Annotated in this window: 9 protein-coding genes, 1 tRNA gene and 2 pseudogenes; 4 read left to right on the top strand and 8 right to left on the bottom strand. The window is 48.4% G+C overall.

Features of this window, described 5'->3' with window-relative positions; genetic code table 11:
- Positions 1-52: 52 nt before the first annotated feature.
- The 3 genes and pseudogenes from HEN21_RS19165 to HEN21_RS19155 form a co-directional block, all read left to right on the top strand.
- Positions 53-3634: pseudogene (locus tag HEN21_RS19165) on the top strand (autotransporter outer membrane beta-barrel domain-containing protein); the annotation flags it as partial.
- Between the two features lie 112 nt (positions 3635-3746).
- Positions 3747-3893 (top strand): annotated as a pseudogene (gene yjdI / locus HEN21_RS19160) (4Fe-4S mono-cluster protein YjdI); the annotation flags it as partial.
- 11 nt (positions 3894-3904) lie between these two features.
- Complete coding sequence (locus HEN21_RS19155; RefSeq protein ID WP_021551514.1) at positions 3905-4177, top strand: GNAT family N-acetyltransferase; 273 nt, start codon at positions 3905-3907, stop codon at positions 4175-4177.
- A gap of 217 nt (positions 4178-4394) precedes the next feature.
- Here HEN21_RS19155 and HEN21_RS19150 read toward each other — a convergent pair whose 3' ends face one another.
- The 8 genes from HEN21_RS19150 to aspA all read right to left on the bottom strand — a co-directional run bounded on the left by HEN21_RS19150 (position 4395) and on the right by aspA (position 12698).
- Positions 4395-5555 (bottom strand): DNA cytosine methyltransferase, encoded by a 1161-nt coding sequence (locus HEN21_RS19150; protein ID WP_176252612.1) that lies wholly within the window; start codon positions 5553-5555, stop codon positions 4395-4397.
- A 4-nt stretch (positions 5556-5559) separates the two neighbouring features.
- Complete coding sequence (locus HEN21_RS19145) at positions 5560-6198, bottom strand: Eco29kI family restriction endonuclease (RefSeq protein ID WP_021551512.1); 639 nt, start codon at positions 6196-6198, stop codon at positions 5560-5562.
- A gap of 723 nt (positions 6199-6921) precedes the next feature.
- A tRNA-Phe gene (locus HEN21_RS19140) sits at positions 6922-6997 on the bottom strand.
- Positions 6998-7103: 106 nt separating this feature from the next.
- Positions 7104-7679 (bottom strand): transcriptional regulator, encoded by a 576-nt coding sequence (locus tag HEN21_RS19135; protein ID WP_001188520.1) that lies wholly within the window; start codon positions 7677-7679, stop codon positions 7104-7106.
- Between the two features lie 36 nt (positions 7680-7715).
- Positions 7716-9413 carry a protein-disulfide reductase DsbD gene (dsbD, locus tag HEN21_RS19130; protein ID WP_176252611.1) on the bottom strand — a complete coding sequence of 566 codons (1698 nt, stop codon included), beginning with the start codon at positions 9411-9413 and terminating at the stop codon, positions 7716-7718.
- A complete protein-coding gene (cutA, locus tag HEN21_RS19125; protein WP_000883313.1) occupies positions 9389-9727 on the bottom strand; it encodes a divalent cation tolerance protein CutA in 339 nt (112 codons plus the stop codon). Before cutA ends, dsbD begins: the two co-directional genes overlap by 25 nt.
- Positions 9728-9842: 115 nt before the next feature.
- Positions 9843-11144 (bottom strand): anaerobic C4-dicarboxylate transporter DcuA, encoded by a 1302-nt coding sequence (gene dcuA / locus HEN21_RS19120; RefSeq protein ID WP_000961959.1) that lies wholly within the window; start codon positions 11142-11144, stop codon positions 9843-9845.
- Positions 11145-11261: 117 nt separating this feature from the next.
- A complete protein-coding gene (gene aspA / locus HEN21_RS19115) occupies positions 11262-12698 on the bottom strand; it encodes an aspartate ammonia-lyase (protein WP_010349613.1) in 1437 nt (478 codons plus the stop codon).
- A 336-nt stretch (positions 12699-13034) separates the two neighbouring features.
- Here aspA and HEN21_RS19110 point away from each other — a divergent pair, with 336 nt between their 5' ends.
- Complete coding sequence (locus HEN21_RS19110) at positions 13035-13511, top strand: FxsA family protein (protein WP_176252610.1); 477 nt, start codon at positions 13035-13037, stop codon at positions 13509-13511.
- Positions 13512-13516: the final 5 nt, after the last annotated feature.

The raw sequence follows: 13516 nt of genomic DNA, 5'->3' as shown, positions 1-13516 counted from the left end.
GACCAGTAATGGGTTAAGTGATAACAGGTGTCTGGAAATATAGGGGCAAATCCATGCCTACAGTGTTACCGCAAGCCATAATGGCACTATTCACCATGCCGTTAAAACTCAGACATGGGGACAGTCAGACTATCATTATGTTGATCGGGTGACCAAAGGTGACTTTGCGGTCCAGCGTCTGGATAAGTTTGTTGTTGAAACAGCTGGTGCAACAGAGCATGCTGATTTCAACTTATCAGCAGCAGAAGCATTAGAGCGTTATGGTATTGAGTTCAATGGAAAGAAACAGATAATCGGTTTTCGGGTTGGAGCCGGAGCAACCGGTGTTACATCTTATGGGGTGGGACAGGCATATAATCCATTATTACGCAGTGCTTCTATGTTTCAGTTAAACTGGAACAATATGTTAGCCACGAATAATACAGGCGGATTTTATAATGAAGTGACAGGAGGAGACAGCGGTTCCGGATTTTATCTTTATGATAATCAGAGGAAAAAATGGGTCATTCTTGGAACAACATATGGTAAAGCATTCTCTAGTAAGGATACCTGGGCCTTTTTTGCCCGATATGATCAGGACACTGTCGATACCCTGAAAAATACTTTTACTCAGGAGGTGAACCTCAATGGTCAGAAAACGACCGTCAATAATAAAAATATTACTGTTAACGGTAACACAACCGCTATTGAGCTGACCAAGAATAATAAAAATAAAGATTTGAAATTTCATGGTGGCGGGAATATTGAACTCACCGATAACCTGGATTCAGGAACCGGAGGAATGATTTTTGATGAGGGGCAACATTATTCGGTCACTGGGAAAGATAAAACCTATAAAGGGGCGGGTATTGATATCGGAAAAGGGACGGTTGTTGACTGGTTGGTTAAAGGAGTGGCAAACGATAACCTGCACAAAACAGGAGCCGGGACACTGAATGTCAATGTGGCCCAGGGGAATAACCTGAAAACGGGTGACGGTACCGTTTTTCTTAATGCAGAAAAAGCGTTTAATGCTATCTATGTTGCTAGCGGTCGCGGAACGGTCAAACTGGGGCAGGTTGATGCACTGGATAAAAACAGTGATTACAGAGGCATTTATTTTACCAGTCGGGGGGGGACACTGGATTTAAACGGGTTCAGCCAGTCGTTTAAAAAGATAGCGGCAACGGATGTTGGTACAGTAATCACCAATACATCAGATAAAAAAGCGACTCTTTCCTTACAAAACGCCGCGCGTTATATCTATCACGGCAACATCACGGGAAATACGGATATCGAACATGCCGGAACACAAAAAAATGCCGACAGCAGCCTGATTATTGACGGGAACATTGATACACACAATGACATCACCATACGGAATTCCCAGCTTCGGTTACAGGGGCATGCCACAACACATGCAATATTCCGTGAGGGCCCCCGATTCTGCTATGTCCCCGGAGTTCTTTGTGACAAAGATTATGTTGCTGATTTTGTCAAACTGGAAAGTGAGGCAAATAAGAAAAATAACAGTGCCTATAAAACAAATAACCAGGTGGCTTCTTTTGAACAACCTGACTGGGAAACCCGGCATTTCCGATTTAAGACTCTGAATCTGGAAAACTCAGAATTCACAACTGCACGTAACTCAGTTGTTGAAGGTGATATTGTTGCATCGAATTCAACGCTGAAACTGGGGGGCGACGTTCCGGTATTCATTGATATGTATGATGGCATCAATATCACCGGTAATGGTTTTGGCTTCCGCCAGGACGTCCGGGAAGGACGCTCAGCAGACGATGGCAGTAGCAGCTATACGGGCAATATTACGCTGCAAAAAGGCTCCACGCTGGACATCAACAACCGGTTCACTGGCGGGATTGAAGCCCATGACAGTAAGGTAAATGTCTCCTCACCGGATGCCCTGCTGCAGAACAGTGGTGTTTTCGTGAATTCCACTCTTTCTGTCCGTGACGGCGGTCATCTGACGGCACAAAAAGGGCTCTACAGTGACGGTCGGGTTCAGATTGGGAAGAACAGTACGCTTTCCCTGAGCGGCACGCCGGAGAATGGCGCTGATAATACCTGGATGCCTGTTCTGACATACATGACAGAAGGCTATGATTTAACCGGCGATAACGCCGCGCTGGACATCAGCCAGCAGGCGCATGTTTCCGGGGATGTTCATGCAACCAGTTCATCCACCATTCGTATTGGCTCTGAAAACCCTGGCTCAGTTTCCTCTTCTGTCTCCCCTGTTCTGGCTGCCGGGTTGTTCAGCGGATATAACGCGGCGTACTACGGCGCCATCACCGGCGGTAAAGGAAACGTCAGGATGAACAGTGGCCTGTGGCAGCTGACCGGAGGCTCCGACATCAACAGTCTGACGACCCGCAACAGCCGGGTACAGTCTGAAGAAAACGGTGCCTTCCGTACCCTGACGATTAATACACTGGATGCCACTGGCAGTGACTTTGTCCTGCGCACAGACCTGAAGGACGCCGATAAAATTAATGTGACCAAAAAAGCCAGCGGTTCAGACAACACCCTGAATGTCAGCTTTATGAAGAACCCGACCCCGGGGCAGTCCCTGAACATCCCGCTGGTCAGTGCGCCGGCCGGAACATCAGGAGATATCTTTAAGGCCGGCACCCGGGTGACAGGCTTCAGCCGGGTAACACCGACACTGCGTGTTGACACCACTGGTGGCAGTACGCAATGGATTCTGGATGGTTTCCAGACGGAAGCCGATAAAGCGGCTACCGCGAAGGCGGACAGTTTCATGAATGCCGGCTACAAAAACTTTATGACGGAAGTTAACAACCTGAACAAACGTATGGGTGAGCTGCGTGACACGAACGGTGATGCCGGCGCCTGGGCCCGTATCATGAACGGCGCCGGTTCAGCTGATGGCGGGTACAGCGATAATTACACTCACGTTCAGGTCGGCTTTGACAAAAAACATGTGCTGGATGGAGTGGATCTGTTTACCGGTATCACAATGACCTATACCGACAGCAGTGCAGACAGTGATGCGTTCAGCGGGAAGACAAAATCCGTGGGGGGCGGTCTGTATGCTTCAGCACTGTTTAATTCCGGTGCCTATATCGATTTGATTGGTAAATATATTCACCATAACAATGACTACACAGGCAACTTTGCCGGTCTGGGTACGAAGCACTACGGAACCCACTCCTGGTATGCCGGCGCGGAGACGGGTTACCGTTATCACCTGACGGAAGACACTTTTATTGAGCCTCAGGCCGAACTGGTTTATGGCGCAGTGTCCGGGAAAACATTCCGCTGGAAAGACGGTGAGATGGATCTGAGTATGAAGAACAAGGATTTCAGCCCGTTGATTGGCCGAACAGGAGTTGAGCTGGGCAAAACATTCAGTGGTAAGGACTGGAGTGTGACAGCCCGTGCCGGAACCAGCTGGCAGTTTGACCTGCTGAATAATGGCGAGACGGTTCTTCGTGATGCATCCGGAGAGAAACGGATCAAAGGGGAGAAGGACAGCAGGATGTTGTTCAATGTCGGCATGAACGCACAGATAAAGGACAACATGCGCTTTGGTCTGGAGTTTGAGAAATCAGCCTTTGGTAAATACAACGTGGATAACGCGATAAACGCGAATTTCCGTTATATGTTCTGACAGGCAGAGGCCCCTGAAAAGGGGCCTGTAGTGATGTTACTCCCGGATTAATGTAGTTAGTAAAGGTATGGCACTGACTACCTTGGGAGGGGGAAGTCATCACATCACTATAAATTCCGGCAATTGCGTACGTGGCAACGGCAATTTATTTAATCTCAAACGTAAACCGTGGATCATGCCGGATGAAGTAGGCGTCGCTACCGTCGTGAATATTATTGATACGTGCCCGAGTGGCGCACTGAAATACCGTCATAAATAAGTAAGGGGAAAATGGAAATATGTGAGGGGCATAATAAATTTTACATCAATGATGCGCAGGGAAATCAAATAGCTGAAATTGTCTTTGTGCCGACCGGAGAGAATTTAGCGATTATCGAACATACCGATGTTGATGAAAGCCTGAAAGGGCAAGGGATTGGTAAACAACTGGTGGCGAAAGTCGTGGAAAAAATGCGCCGGGAGAAACGGAAAAATATCTCGCTGTGCTCGTTTGCGAAACACGAATTTGATAAAACGCGCGAGTATGATGATATTCGCAGTTGATGGTGCGAAGGCTGGAAGGACGTTTTCCCAAAAGCAAAACCCGCCTTGTGGGCGGGTTCAGGAATTAAATTAGTAGTGCCAGCTTGAATTAAAGATCATTGTTAAAACAACGAAGTTATTTTAATAACAAAAGATTACATTTACACATTCGACCTCGAATGTATCACCGGGCACTACCACTAACAATGTGTTTCGGTATTAGTATTTATTGAGATATCTAATCGAAATTTGCACATTTAAGAGGTTCAATATCTGCCTGTAAACTTGCATTCAGCAGGTTATGTAAATGCTGCCCTATCCGTTGGGCCAGTAAGACAGGTACAGCGTTGCCGATCTGCCTCATTGCTTCTCCCCATGCTCCTGTCACCTGGAAGTCTTTAGGGAATGTTTGCAGGAGTTTTCCTTCATAAACTGTGAAGTAACGGACGCTATCATTTTCATATCTAATCATATTTTCGCCACCAGGAACTCCATGAGCCCCAGCTTTTAATGTTTTCGATGGCTGGTCAATGTAGCTACCAGTGTGGCCTGGATAGGTACGGGCGCCATCTTTAAAAATATGATCTTCAATTTCATGGGGCTCATAGGGTTGAGGAACGTTTTTGAGAGCATCACGAACAGTAACCCAGCGTTTCTCTGATGGTGGAAACACTCCAAAACGTTTTTTCAATCTCTCTGTAAGAGGTTCATCTTTTAGAGGACTAATATTATGTTCCTTCCAGTACTCCCCTGTAACGTACTGTTCCCACAGTAATCGCTCCTGGCTGTGCGTAGACGCAGGGAAGGTCCACTTTTTGTTTAAGTCGGACCTGATCCCGACAATTATCACTCGCTCCCTAACCTGTGGAACACCATAGTCTGCCGCATTCACTAACTTAAAGGACACATCATAAGTGGTGCCTTGATGCGTACCTTTGCTAGCTTTACGTAACTCGTTAAGATGTAATTGCCAGTCCTGGGCATCACACAAAGATAACGTTGGGTATGTTAAACGAAGGATGATGTATTCGAAGTAATCAGCAAATGATTTTCGAAGTAAGCCCTTCACGTTTTCGAAGATGAAAGCCTTAGGATGTAAAGCTTCGATCGCCTTAATCGCGTAGGGGAACATATCTCGAGTGTCATCATGGGCTTTATGCTTGCCCCCTAAGGAAAAAGGTTGGCAAGGCGGTCCGCCAGCCACGACATCGATATTCTTAAGAGATGTGAAATCGTAATTTTTAATATCTCCTTGAAATACTTTCTCTTTGTCAAAATTTAGACGAAGTGAGTTGCAGGCATGTTTGTTGAGCTCAACAAACCCTTGATGCTCGAATCCTGCCAGTTCTAAACCTTTCGCCAAACCGCCAGTACCTGAGAATATTTCTAAGGATTTCATTCTGTTACTTTAATTCCAAAAAGTATTGCTTAATTCGATTTTCTACAGAGGCTGGTTCTGAATGCCTGCCAGTACATTTTTCTGCCCATTCCCTGCCTGGGTGAATCACATCCCAATCAGATTTGGCTTGGGCGAATCTACCAGCACCAGGAGTATGATTCCCAAAACCATCCACTACGGTGTTCCATAAGGGTTTGTGAATTTTAATCAGTGCTGCTTCGACTGTGCTGATCATGTCAGAGCCAGTAGCTTCAAAAATGATAAAGCGACATGAAAAATCTTCTAACTTTAAGTTCTCTGCTTTCGCTATATTTCTACTATGCTCTCTGATCCTATTAGATAGTTCTGAGCCAGCCCGTGTGGCGCTATCACTGATTCTGGACTGACGCCATCCTGCTGGTACAGCCTTACCTACATAAATAGGAAGGTTGTATGCAAGTCGGTTTATTCGTGAAAATTCATCGTATAAAGGGTTATGACCTGTGTAGTATAGCGCGTAAACACCGGCTCCCTGAAATCCTTGAGGCGGTGGTAATGAATGTACAGGTGTCCCATTAAAAAAACGTACGGCGTCTTTTAGAAGCTCTAAAAATGCATCGTTTCTATATACATGCTCAGATCTATCAAACGGTTTACTAATCATCGTAATGGCGTCCGTCAACATTCCTTGTACTACATAATAACCAACTGAAATGTATTATATTTATTTGCGATGGGTAACGAGTTAGAACAAGGCCAAAAGTGATGCGAGTATGCCATAGTCTTTTTGGTAGGGGCAAGTTGGTAGGAGGCTGCTGCCCCATGCTTGTACATCGTTTTGCAAGAATCCTCACTGCTGCTAACCCCTGGAATTTTGAGCGTGAATTTTTTATCCGCCGTGTAGCGTAGCGGCGCAGTAAATTTGTGCTCTTGATTAAAGGTAATATTCTCAACCCAGCACAGATGACTTAGTGAACAACCAAATAAAACATATCTTTTCCCCCTTGGTTCAGGCTGGAATATGTTGATGAGGGCTACTCATATCGAAGTTGTGTCTTCCTGCGTTACGGGCCTTTTACCCTGGCGTTCTGACTGATCGCATGGATTTTAGGCTGCACGGAAGGGAGTTTGTGTTTAGTTTGTTCAGTGGCTTTCATCGCAAGGGTATGTTTTAGTGCGCCTTTGTCGATAGGAAGAAGTCGCTCCTGAGGAACTGTTTTTCGGATGTGTCAGGTGCCATTCCGGTATTTGATAGGCTTTATAATAAGGCCCATTTTGTACCACCGGGGAGCGGGGTCGGAGGAAATTTAAAAAGGGTAACTACTTATAAAGCAAAACGTGTTGGCTCAAAAAAGAAAACCCCCGCCGTAGCGAGGGTTATAAATTTTGGTGCCCGGACTCGGAATCGAACCAAGGACACGGGGATTTTCAATCCCCTGCTCTACCGACTGAGCTATCCGGGCAACGGGGCGCATTAAACCGTAATCTGCACATCTCGTCAACCTAATTTCAGTAAAAGCGATTCAACTGCTTAAGATTGCGGCAAATTGCTTCTTTTCTGTGTTTCTGTCAGGTCAATGCACCACCCTGGCGGCAGCGGGCGAAGCGCAGAATATCTTCCGCCAGCCGGTGTGCGGTGTCGACATCCGCCTGGCTACGATTCACCAGCATTCGGCTCAGGCAACCTTCCAGCACCAGTTCCATCTGCTTTGCCACCATCGCCGGATCGTCAACTTCCAGCGTGGTTAATAGTTCGTGGGTGAAATCGTAGGCCGCGCTTTTTTGCTGATCGGCCAGTTGATGAATAGGGTGGCCAGGATCGGGATAAAACGTACAGGCAGCGATAAACAGACAGCCCGGATAGCGGTTGTTTTTAACGCACTCTGATAACGCCTGATAACGCGCCAGCAGCTTTTGTTCGGCGGTTTGAGTTTCGTCCAGCATCAACTGACGACGCCAGACATCTATCTGTTGGCTAAGATAGCGCAGCGCGTCGTAGAGGATCGCCTCTTTGTCCGGCCAGAATCGCCTTAGCTCATCCAGCGGATAATCCACACGTTCAGCAACCATCTCCAGCGTGGTGTTGGCAATCCCTTGTAATTCTAATAATTTCAGGGCTTCTCCCAGTACATCTTCACGTTGCACGCTATTTTCCTCCGTCTTTCCCACTGCAAGTGTCGTTCACGGTTGGCGATCGCGCAAATGTGCGCTGAAGGTTTCAGCATCCATAAAGCCCGTGACGCGTGCTTGTGGATGCTCCTGGCCTTGTTCGTCAAAAAAGAGAATTGTCGGCAGGCCAAGGACATTTAGATGTTTTAACAGCGCCACATCTTGTGCGTCGTTGGCGGTGACATTGGCCTGAAGTAAGACCGTGTTAGCCAACGCTTTTTGCACTTGTGGGTCGCTAAAGGTGTATTTCTCGAACTCTTTACAGGCAACGCACCAGTCGGCGTAGAGATCTAACATTACCGGTTTGCCTTTGGCTTCAACGAGCGCCTGATTTAACTCATCCACCGTTTTGATTGGTGTAAAGTTGAGATGCGCCTGAGTTTGTGCGGTATGCGTCGCACCAAATGCCCAGTCCTGGAGTGGGCGCACGCTAACCAGCGCCGCTGCCAGCAGGATTATTTGCACTACGCGCATCCAGCCGCGTTTGGCCTGTAAGCTGGTGACAAAGGCCCAGCCAAAGAATGCGACGCCAAGCGCCGACCACAAGCGTAATCCCCATATATCACCAATCACCCGCTCAAGCAGGAAGACCGGCAGCGCGAGGATCACAAAACCAAACGCGGTTTTGACCTGTTCCATCCACGGACCGCTTTTCGGCAGCAGACGGTTGCCAAAGACGGTAATTAACATCAGCGGTAGACCCATGCCCAGCGCATAGAGATAAAGCGTGCCGCCGCCCAGCCACATGTTACCGCTTTGGGCGATATACAGCAGAATCGCGCTAAGTGGCGCGGTGGTGCATGGTGAGCAGATCAAACCGGCAATCGCCCCCATAACAAACACACCGCCGGGCGAGCCGCCCTGTTGGCGATTGCTCATCAGCGTGAGGCGCGTTTGCAGTGAAGAGGGGAGTTGTAGGGTAAATAAGCCAAACATCGACATCGCCAGCAACGTAAAGACGATGGCGAGGCCAATGAGCACGTAAGGGTGCTGTAGCGCCGCCTGAAACTGTAATCCGGCTGCGGCAACTACCAGACCCAGCGCCGTGTAGGTCAGCGCCATCCCTTGCACATAAATAAAGGTCAGCAACAATGCTCTGGCGGTGGAGAGCCGCTGTTTACCGCCCAGCACGATGCCGGAAATCAGTGGGTACATCGGCAGTACGCAGGGTGTGAAGGCGATGCCGATACCTATCAACAATGCCCAGAGCGCAGAAAAGGGCAATTGCGCGGCGGGCTGCTCTTGCTGCGGAACAGCCGCAGGTTGTGGCGCTGCGTTGCTGGTGAGCACTTCGCTTAACGGTACGGTTTTGGTTTCTGGCGGATAGCAGAAACCAGCGTCAGCGCAGCCCTGGTAAGTGACAGTTAATGTCGCGCCAGCCGTAGCCTGGTTGATGGTCACTGGAAGCGTCAGCCGCTTGCGATAAATCTCGCTTTTGCCGTAAAACTCATCGTCATGCCAGACGCCTGGCGGTAACTGCACGTCGGCAATTTTCGCTTGTTCAGGCGTGATGCGGATCTGTTTACGGTAAAGGTAATAACCGTCTTTGATCTGCCAGGTTAGATTAAGATCATGTTGGTTTTGCTGAAAATCAAAAGCAAAAGCCTGATCCGCTGGGACAAATTGTGAACGTCCTGGCGCGTCGAATAATCCGGCGAAAACGGAAGTGCTGCAAAGTAGCAGGATCAGCGTAAAGATGCGTTGAGCCATGAGAGGTAATCTGTGTCTCCGTGTGTAACAGGTAAAACCAGAAGCTCCGGGGTTTGATACGGATGATGAGACTTCAGGCATTCCAGCAGCGCCTGCTGGTGAGCTTTGTCGGTTTTTAAGATCATCTGTACTTCATATTCCTGTTCCAGCTTACCTTCCCAGTAATAGAGAGAGGTTGCGCCGGGGATCAGGGTTGCGCAGGCCGCCAGTTTTTCTGCCAGCACTTTGGCGGCTAAATCCTGGGCTGTCGCTTCATCCGGCGCAGTACACAGCACCACGACAGACGCGGTATTCGAACTTTTATCATCAAGCATAAACACCTCGCAAGAACAGATGGAACCGCAAGAGAAAGGTCACTATACAACGGACGAGGGAATGATGTTAGTCGGCGGGAAAGAAAGCGGGGCGTGAACGCCCCGCGATTTGTCATTACAGCATGAAGCTACCCAGCACGAAGCCGAAGCAAACGGCCAGGGCAACACCCAGAGTACCTGGGATGAAGAACGGATGGTTGAAGACGAATTTACCGATACGAGTTGTACCCGTGTCATCCATCTGTACCGCAGCAACCAGCGTCGGGTAGGTCGGCAGAATGAACAGACCAGACACCGCAGCGAAAGAAGCAACAGCGGTCAGCGGAGAAACGTTCAGCGCCAGAGCCATCGGCATCAGTGCTTTTGCGGTTGCAGCCTGAGAGTACAGCAGAGCAGAAGCAAAGAAGAAGATGACAGCCAGCAGCCACGGATGACCCTGAATCACTTCACCAGCGGTATCTTTGATCCAGTCGATGTTGTTGGAAACGAAAGTATCGCCCAGCCATGCAACGCCCAGGATACAAATACAGGCGCTCATACCTGCTTTGAAGGTGCTGGAGTTGAGGATGTTGTCGGTATCAACTTTACAGATAACGGTAGTCAGAGTTGCAACGCTGAGCATGATGATCAGGATTGCGTTGGTGGTGTTCATCAGCGGTTTTTCAACCAGACCCATGCTCGGGCTGTTGATGATTGCATAGATAACCACGCCAACTACGCCCAGCAGGAACAGCCAGACGGAAGTTTTTGCACCGGATTTGATTTCAATCTGCTTTTCACCGCGCAGTTCAACCAGGCCTTCTTCCAGACGCTTACGATAAATCGGATCGTCAGACAGTTTGGAGTTGAACAGCATAGTGACCAGGAAGGACATCACCAGAACCGCCAGCAGGGTGGACGGGATGACCACAGAGAGCAGGTGGAGGTAGCTGATGCCATGACCTTCCATTACGGAAGACATGTAAACCACTGCCGCTGAGATTGGCGATGCGGTGATCGCAATCTGCGCGGAAACCACTGCAGTAGACAGTGGACGGCAAGGTTTAACGCCTTGTTCCTTCGCAACTTCAGCGATCACTGGCAGCGTTGCCAGAGAGATGTTGCCAGTACCCGCAAAGATTGTCAGGAAATAAGTCACGATCGGAGCGAGGATCGTGATGTATTTCGGGTTACGGCGCAGCAGCTTTTCTGTCTGATGAACCAGATAGTCCAGACCGCCAGCAACCTGCATGGCAGAAATAGCGGCGATAACCGCCATGATAATGGAAATGACATCGAACGGGATGTTACCAGGTTTGACGCCGATAGCGGCAAGAACCAGCACCCCCAATCCGCCTGCAAAACCAATACCTATTCCCCCCAGTCTGGCGCCCAAGAAGATCGCCAGCAAAACTATGATGAGTTCTACAACTAGCATATTAGCCTTCCTTGTTTTTTAACAAGTTGATATTAGATTGTTATTTTTAAGTTACTACTCACAAGAAAAAAGGCACGTCGTCTGACGTGCCTTTTTTATTTGTACTACCCTGTACGATTACTGTTCGCTTTCATCAGTATAGCGTTTTGCTTTGTAAGCCGGGTGCATCAGATTCTGTACGGAGAAAATATCGTCAAGTTCCGCTTCAGTCAACAGACCGCGTTCCAGAACGACTTCACGTACACTCTTACCGGTTTCGGCACAGATTTTACCCACGATGTCACCGTTGTGGTGACCGATGAACGGGTTCAGGTAAGTGACGATACCGATAGAGTTGTAAACATAACCTTCGCACACTTCTTTGTTAGCAGTGATGCCGTTAACGCATTTTTCCAGCAGGTTGTAGCAAGCGTTGGTCAGGATGTGAACGGATTCAAACATGGCCTGGCCAATGACCGGCTCCATAACGTTCAGCTGTAGCTGACCTGCTTCTGCTGCCATGGTAACAGTGATGTCGTTACCGATGACTTTGAAGCATACCTGGTTAACCACTTCCGGAACAACCGGGTTTACTTTAGCTGGCATGATGGAAGAGCCCGCCTGCAGTTCCGGCAGGTTGATCTCGTTCAGGCCGGCACGTGGGCCAGAAGAGAGCAAGCGCAGGTCGTTACAGATTTTGGACATCTTCACAGCCAGACGTTTCAGCGCGCCGTGAACCATAACGTAAGCACCGCAGTCAGAGGTCGCTTCGATCAGGTCTTCAGCCGGAACGCATGGGAAGCCAGTGACTTCAGCCAGTTTTTTCACTGCCAGCGGAGAGTACTCTTTCGGCGTGTTCAGGCCAGTACCGATTGCCGTTGCGCCGAGGTTAACTTCCAGCAGCAGTTCAGCGGTACGTTGGATGTTTTTCACTTCTTCTTTCAGCAGGATGCTGAAAGCGCGGAATTCCTGACCAAGGGTCATTGGTACTGCGTCCTGCAGCTGGGTACGACCCATTTTCAGGATGTCCTGGAATTCGACAGCTTTACGTTCAAAGCCTTCACGCAGTTGGTTAATTGCATCTACCAGTTTAATCAGGGAAGAGTAAACCGCGATACGGAAACCGGTCGGGTAGGCGTCGTTAGTGGACTGACATTTGTTAACATGGTCGTTCGGGTTCAGGTACTGATATTCACCTTTCTGGTGACCCATCAGTTCCAGACCGATATTGGCCAGCACTTCGTTGGTGTTCATGTTTACGGAAGTACCTGCGCCGCCCTGGTAGACGTCTACCGGGAACTGATCCATGCATTTTCCGTTATTCAGGACTTCATCACATGCGGCAATGATTGCATTCGCTACACTTTTAGGAATGGTTTGCAGCTCTTTGTTTGCCATAGCTGCGGCTTTTTTAACCATTACCATACCGCGAACAAATTCAGGAATATCGCTGATTTTGCTGTTGCTGATATAGAAGTTTTCAATCGCTCTCAGAGTGTGAACACCATAGTAGGCATCAGCTGGAACTTCCCTGGTACCCAACAGATCTTCTTCGATACGAATGTTGTTTGACATGTGAACCTTCTTTTTCAAGCTGCCAATGATTTGCTTTAAACACACAGAATATATGTGGTTTCGAATGTTTTTCGACCGACGATTATCCCCTGCATCGGCCGAATACCCGGGATCATATGCTGCTTGAGGATTTCTACCGTAATCTGGATCACTTTAAGTGTCGGTTTTTACCCCTTAATTATTAATTTGTGAAATAGATCACCGCTTTGGGATTACTACCAAAAATAGTTGCGCAAACATCTTGAAATTTTGCTAATGACCACAATATAAGCTGAACGCGATTCGCAACCCATTCAGGCGTCCGGATTTAACCGGTTGCTATTACAGGAGAAACCTTTGCGCTGGTTACCTTTTATTGCCATTTTCCTTTATGTCTATATTGAGATTTCAATTTTTATTCAGGTTGCCCATGTTCTGGGGGTATTGCTGACCCTCGTACTGGTTATATTCACATCGATTATCGGTATGTCACTGGTACGTAACCAGGGCTTTAAGAATTTCGTGCTGATGCAGCAAAAAATGGCGGCGGGTGAAAACCCAGCGGCGGAGATGATTAAAAGTGTTTCGTTGATCATTGCCGGTTTGCTGCTTTTATTGCCGGGCTTTTTCACCGATTTCCTGGGGCTTCTGCTTTTATTACCGCCGGTGCAAAAGCATCTGACAGTGAAGCTGATGCCGCATCTACGTTTTTCCCGGATGCCGGGCGGCGGTTTTAGCGCCGGGACCGGTGGTGGTAATACTTTTGATGGTGAGTATCAGCGAAAGGATAATGACCACGACCGTCTTGATCATAAAGACGATCGCCAGGATTAATGTCA

The organism is Escherichia sp. 93.1518 (assembly GCF_013368915.2).
GTDB lineage: Bacteria > Pseudomonadota > Gammaproteobacteria > Enterobacterales > Enterobacteriaceae > Escherichia > Escherichia ruysiae.
Note: the sequence above shows the minus strand (reverse complement) of the source record. Positions and strands in the feature narration are given on the sequence as shown.

Coding starts and splice junctions, on each gene's coding strand:
- HEN21_RS19155 (WP_021551514.1), top strand. CDS start 3,905: ATGGAAATATGTGAGGGGCATAATAAATTTTACATCAATGATGCGCAG.
- dsbD (WP_176252611.1), bottom strand. CDS start 9,413: ATGGCTCAACGCATCTTTACGCTGATCCTGCTACTTTGCAGCACTTCC.
- cutA (WP_000883313.1), bottom strand. CDS start 9,727: ATGCTTGATGATAAAAGTTCGAATACCGCGTCTGTCGTGGTGCTGTGT.
- HEN21_RS19145 (WP_021551512.1), bottom strand. CDS start 6,198: ATGATTAGTAAACCGTTTGATAGATCTGAGCATGTATATAGAAACGAT.
- dcuA (WP_000961959.1), bottom strand. CDS start 11,144: ATGCTAGTTGTAGAACTCATCATAGTTTTGCTGGCGATCTTCTTGGGC.
- aspA (WP_010349613.1), bottom strand. CDS start 12,698: ATGTCAAACAACATTCGTATCGAAGAAGATCTGTTGGGTACCAGGGAA.
- HEN21_RS19150 (WP_176252612.1), bottom strand. CDS start 5,555: ATGAAATCCTTAGAAATATTCTCAGGTACTGGCGGTTTGGCGAAAGGT.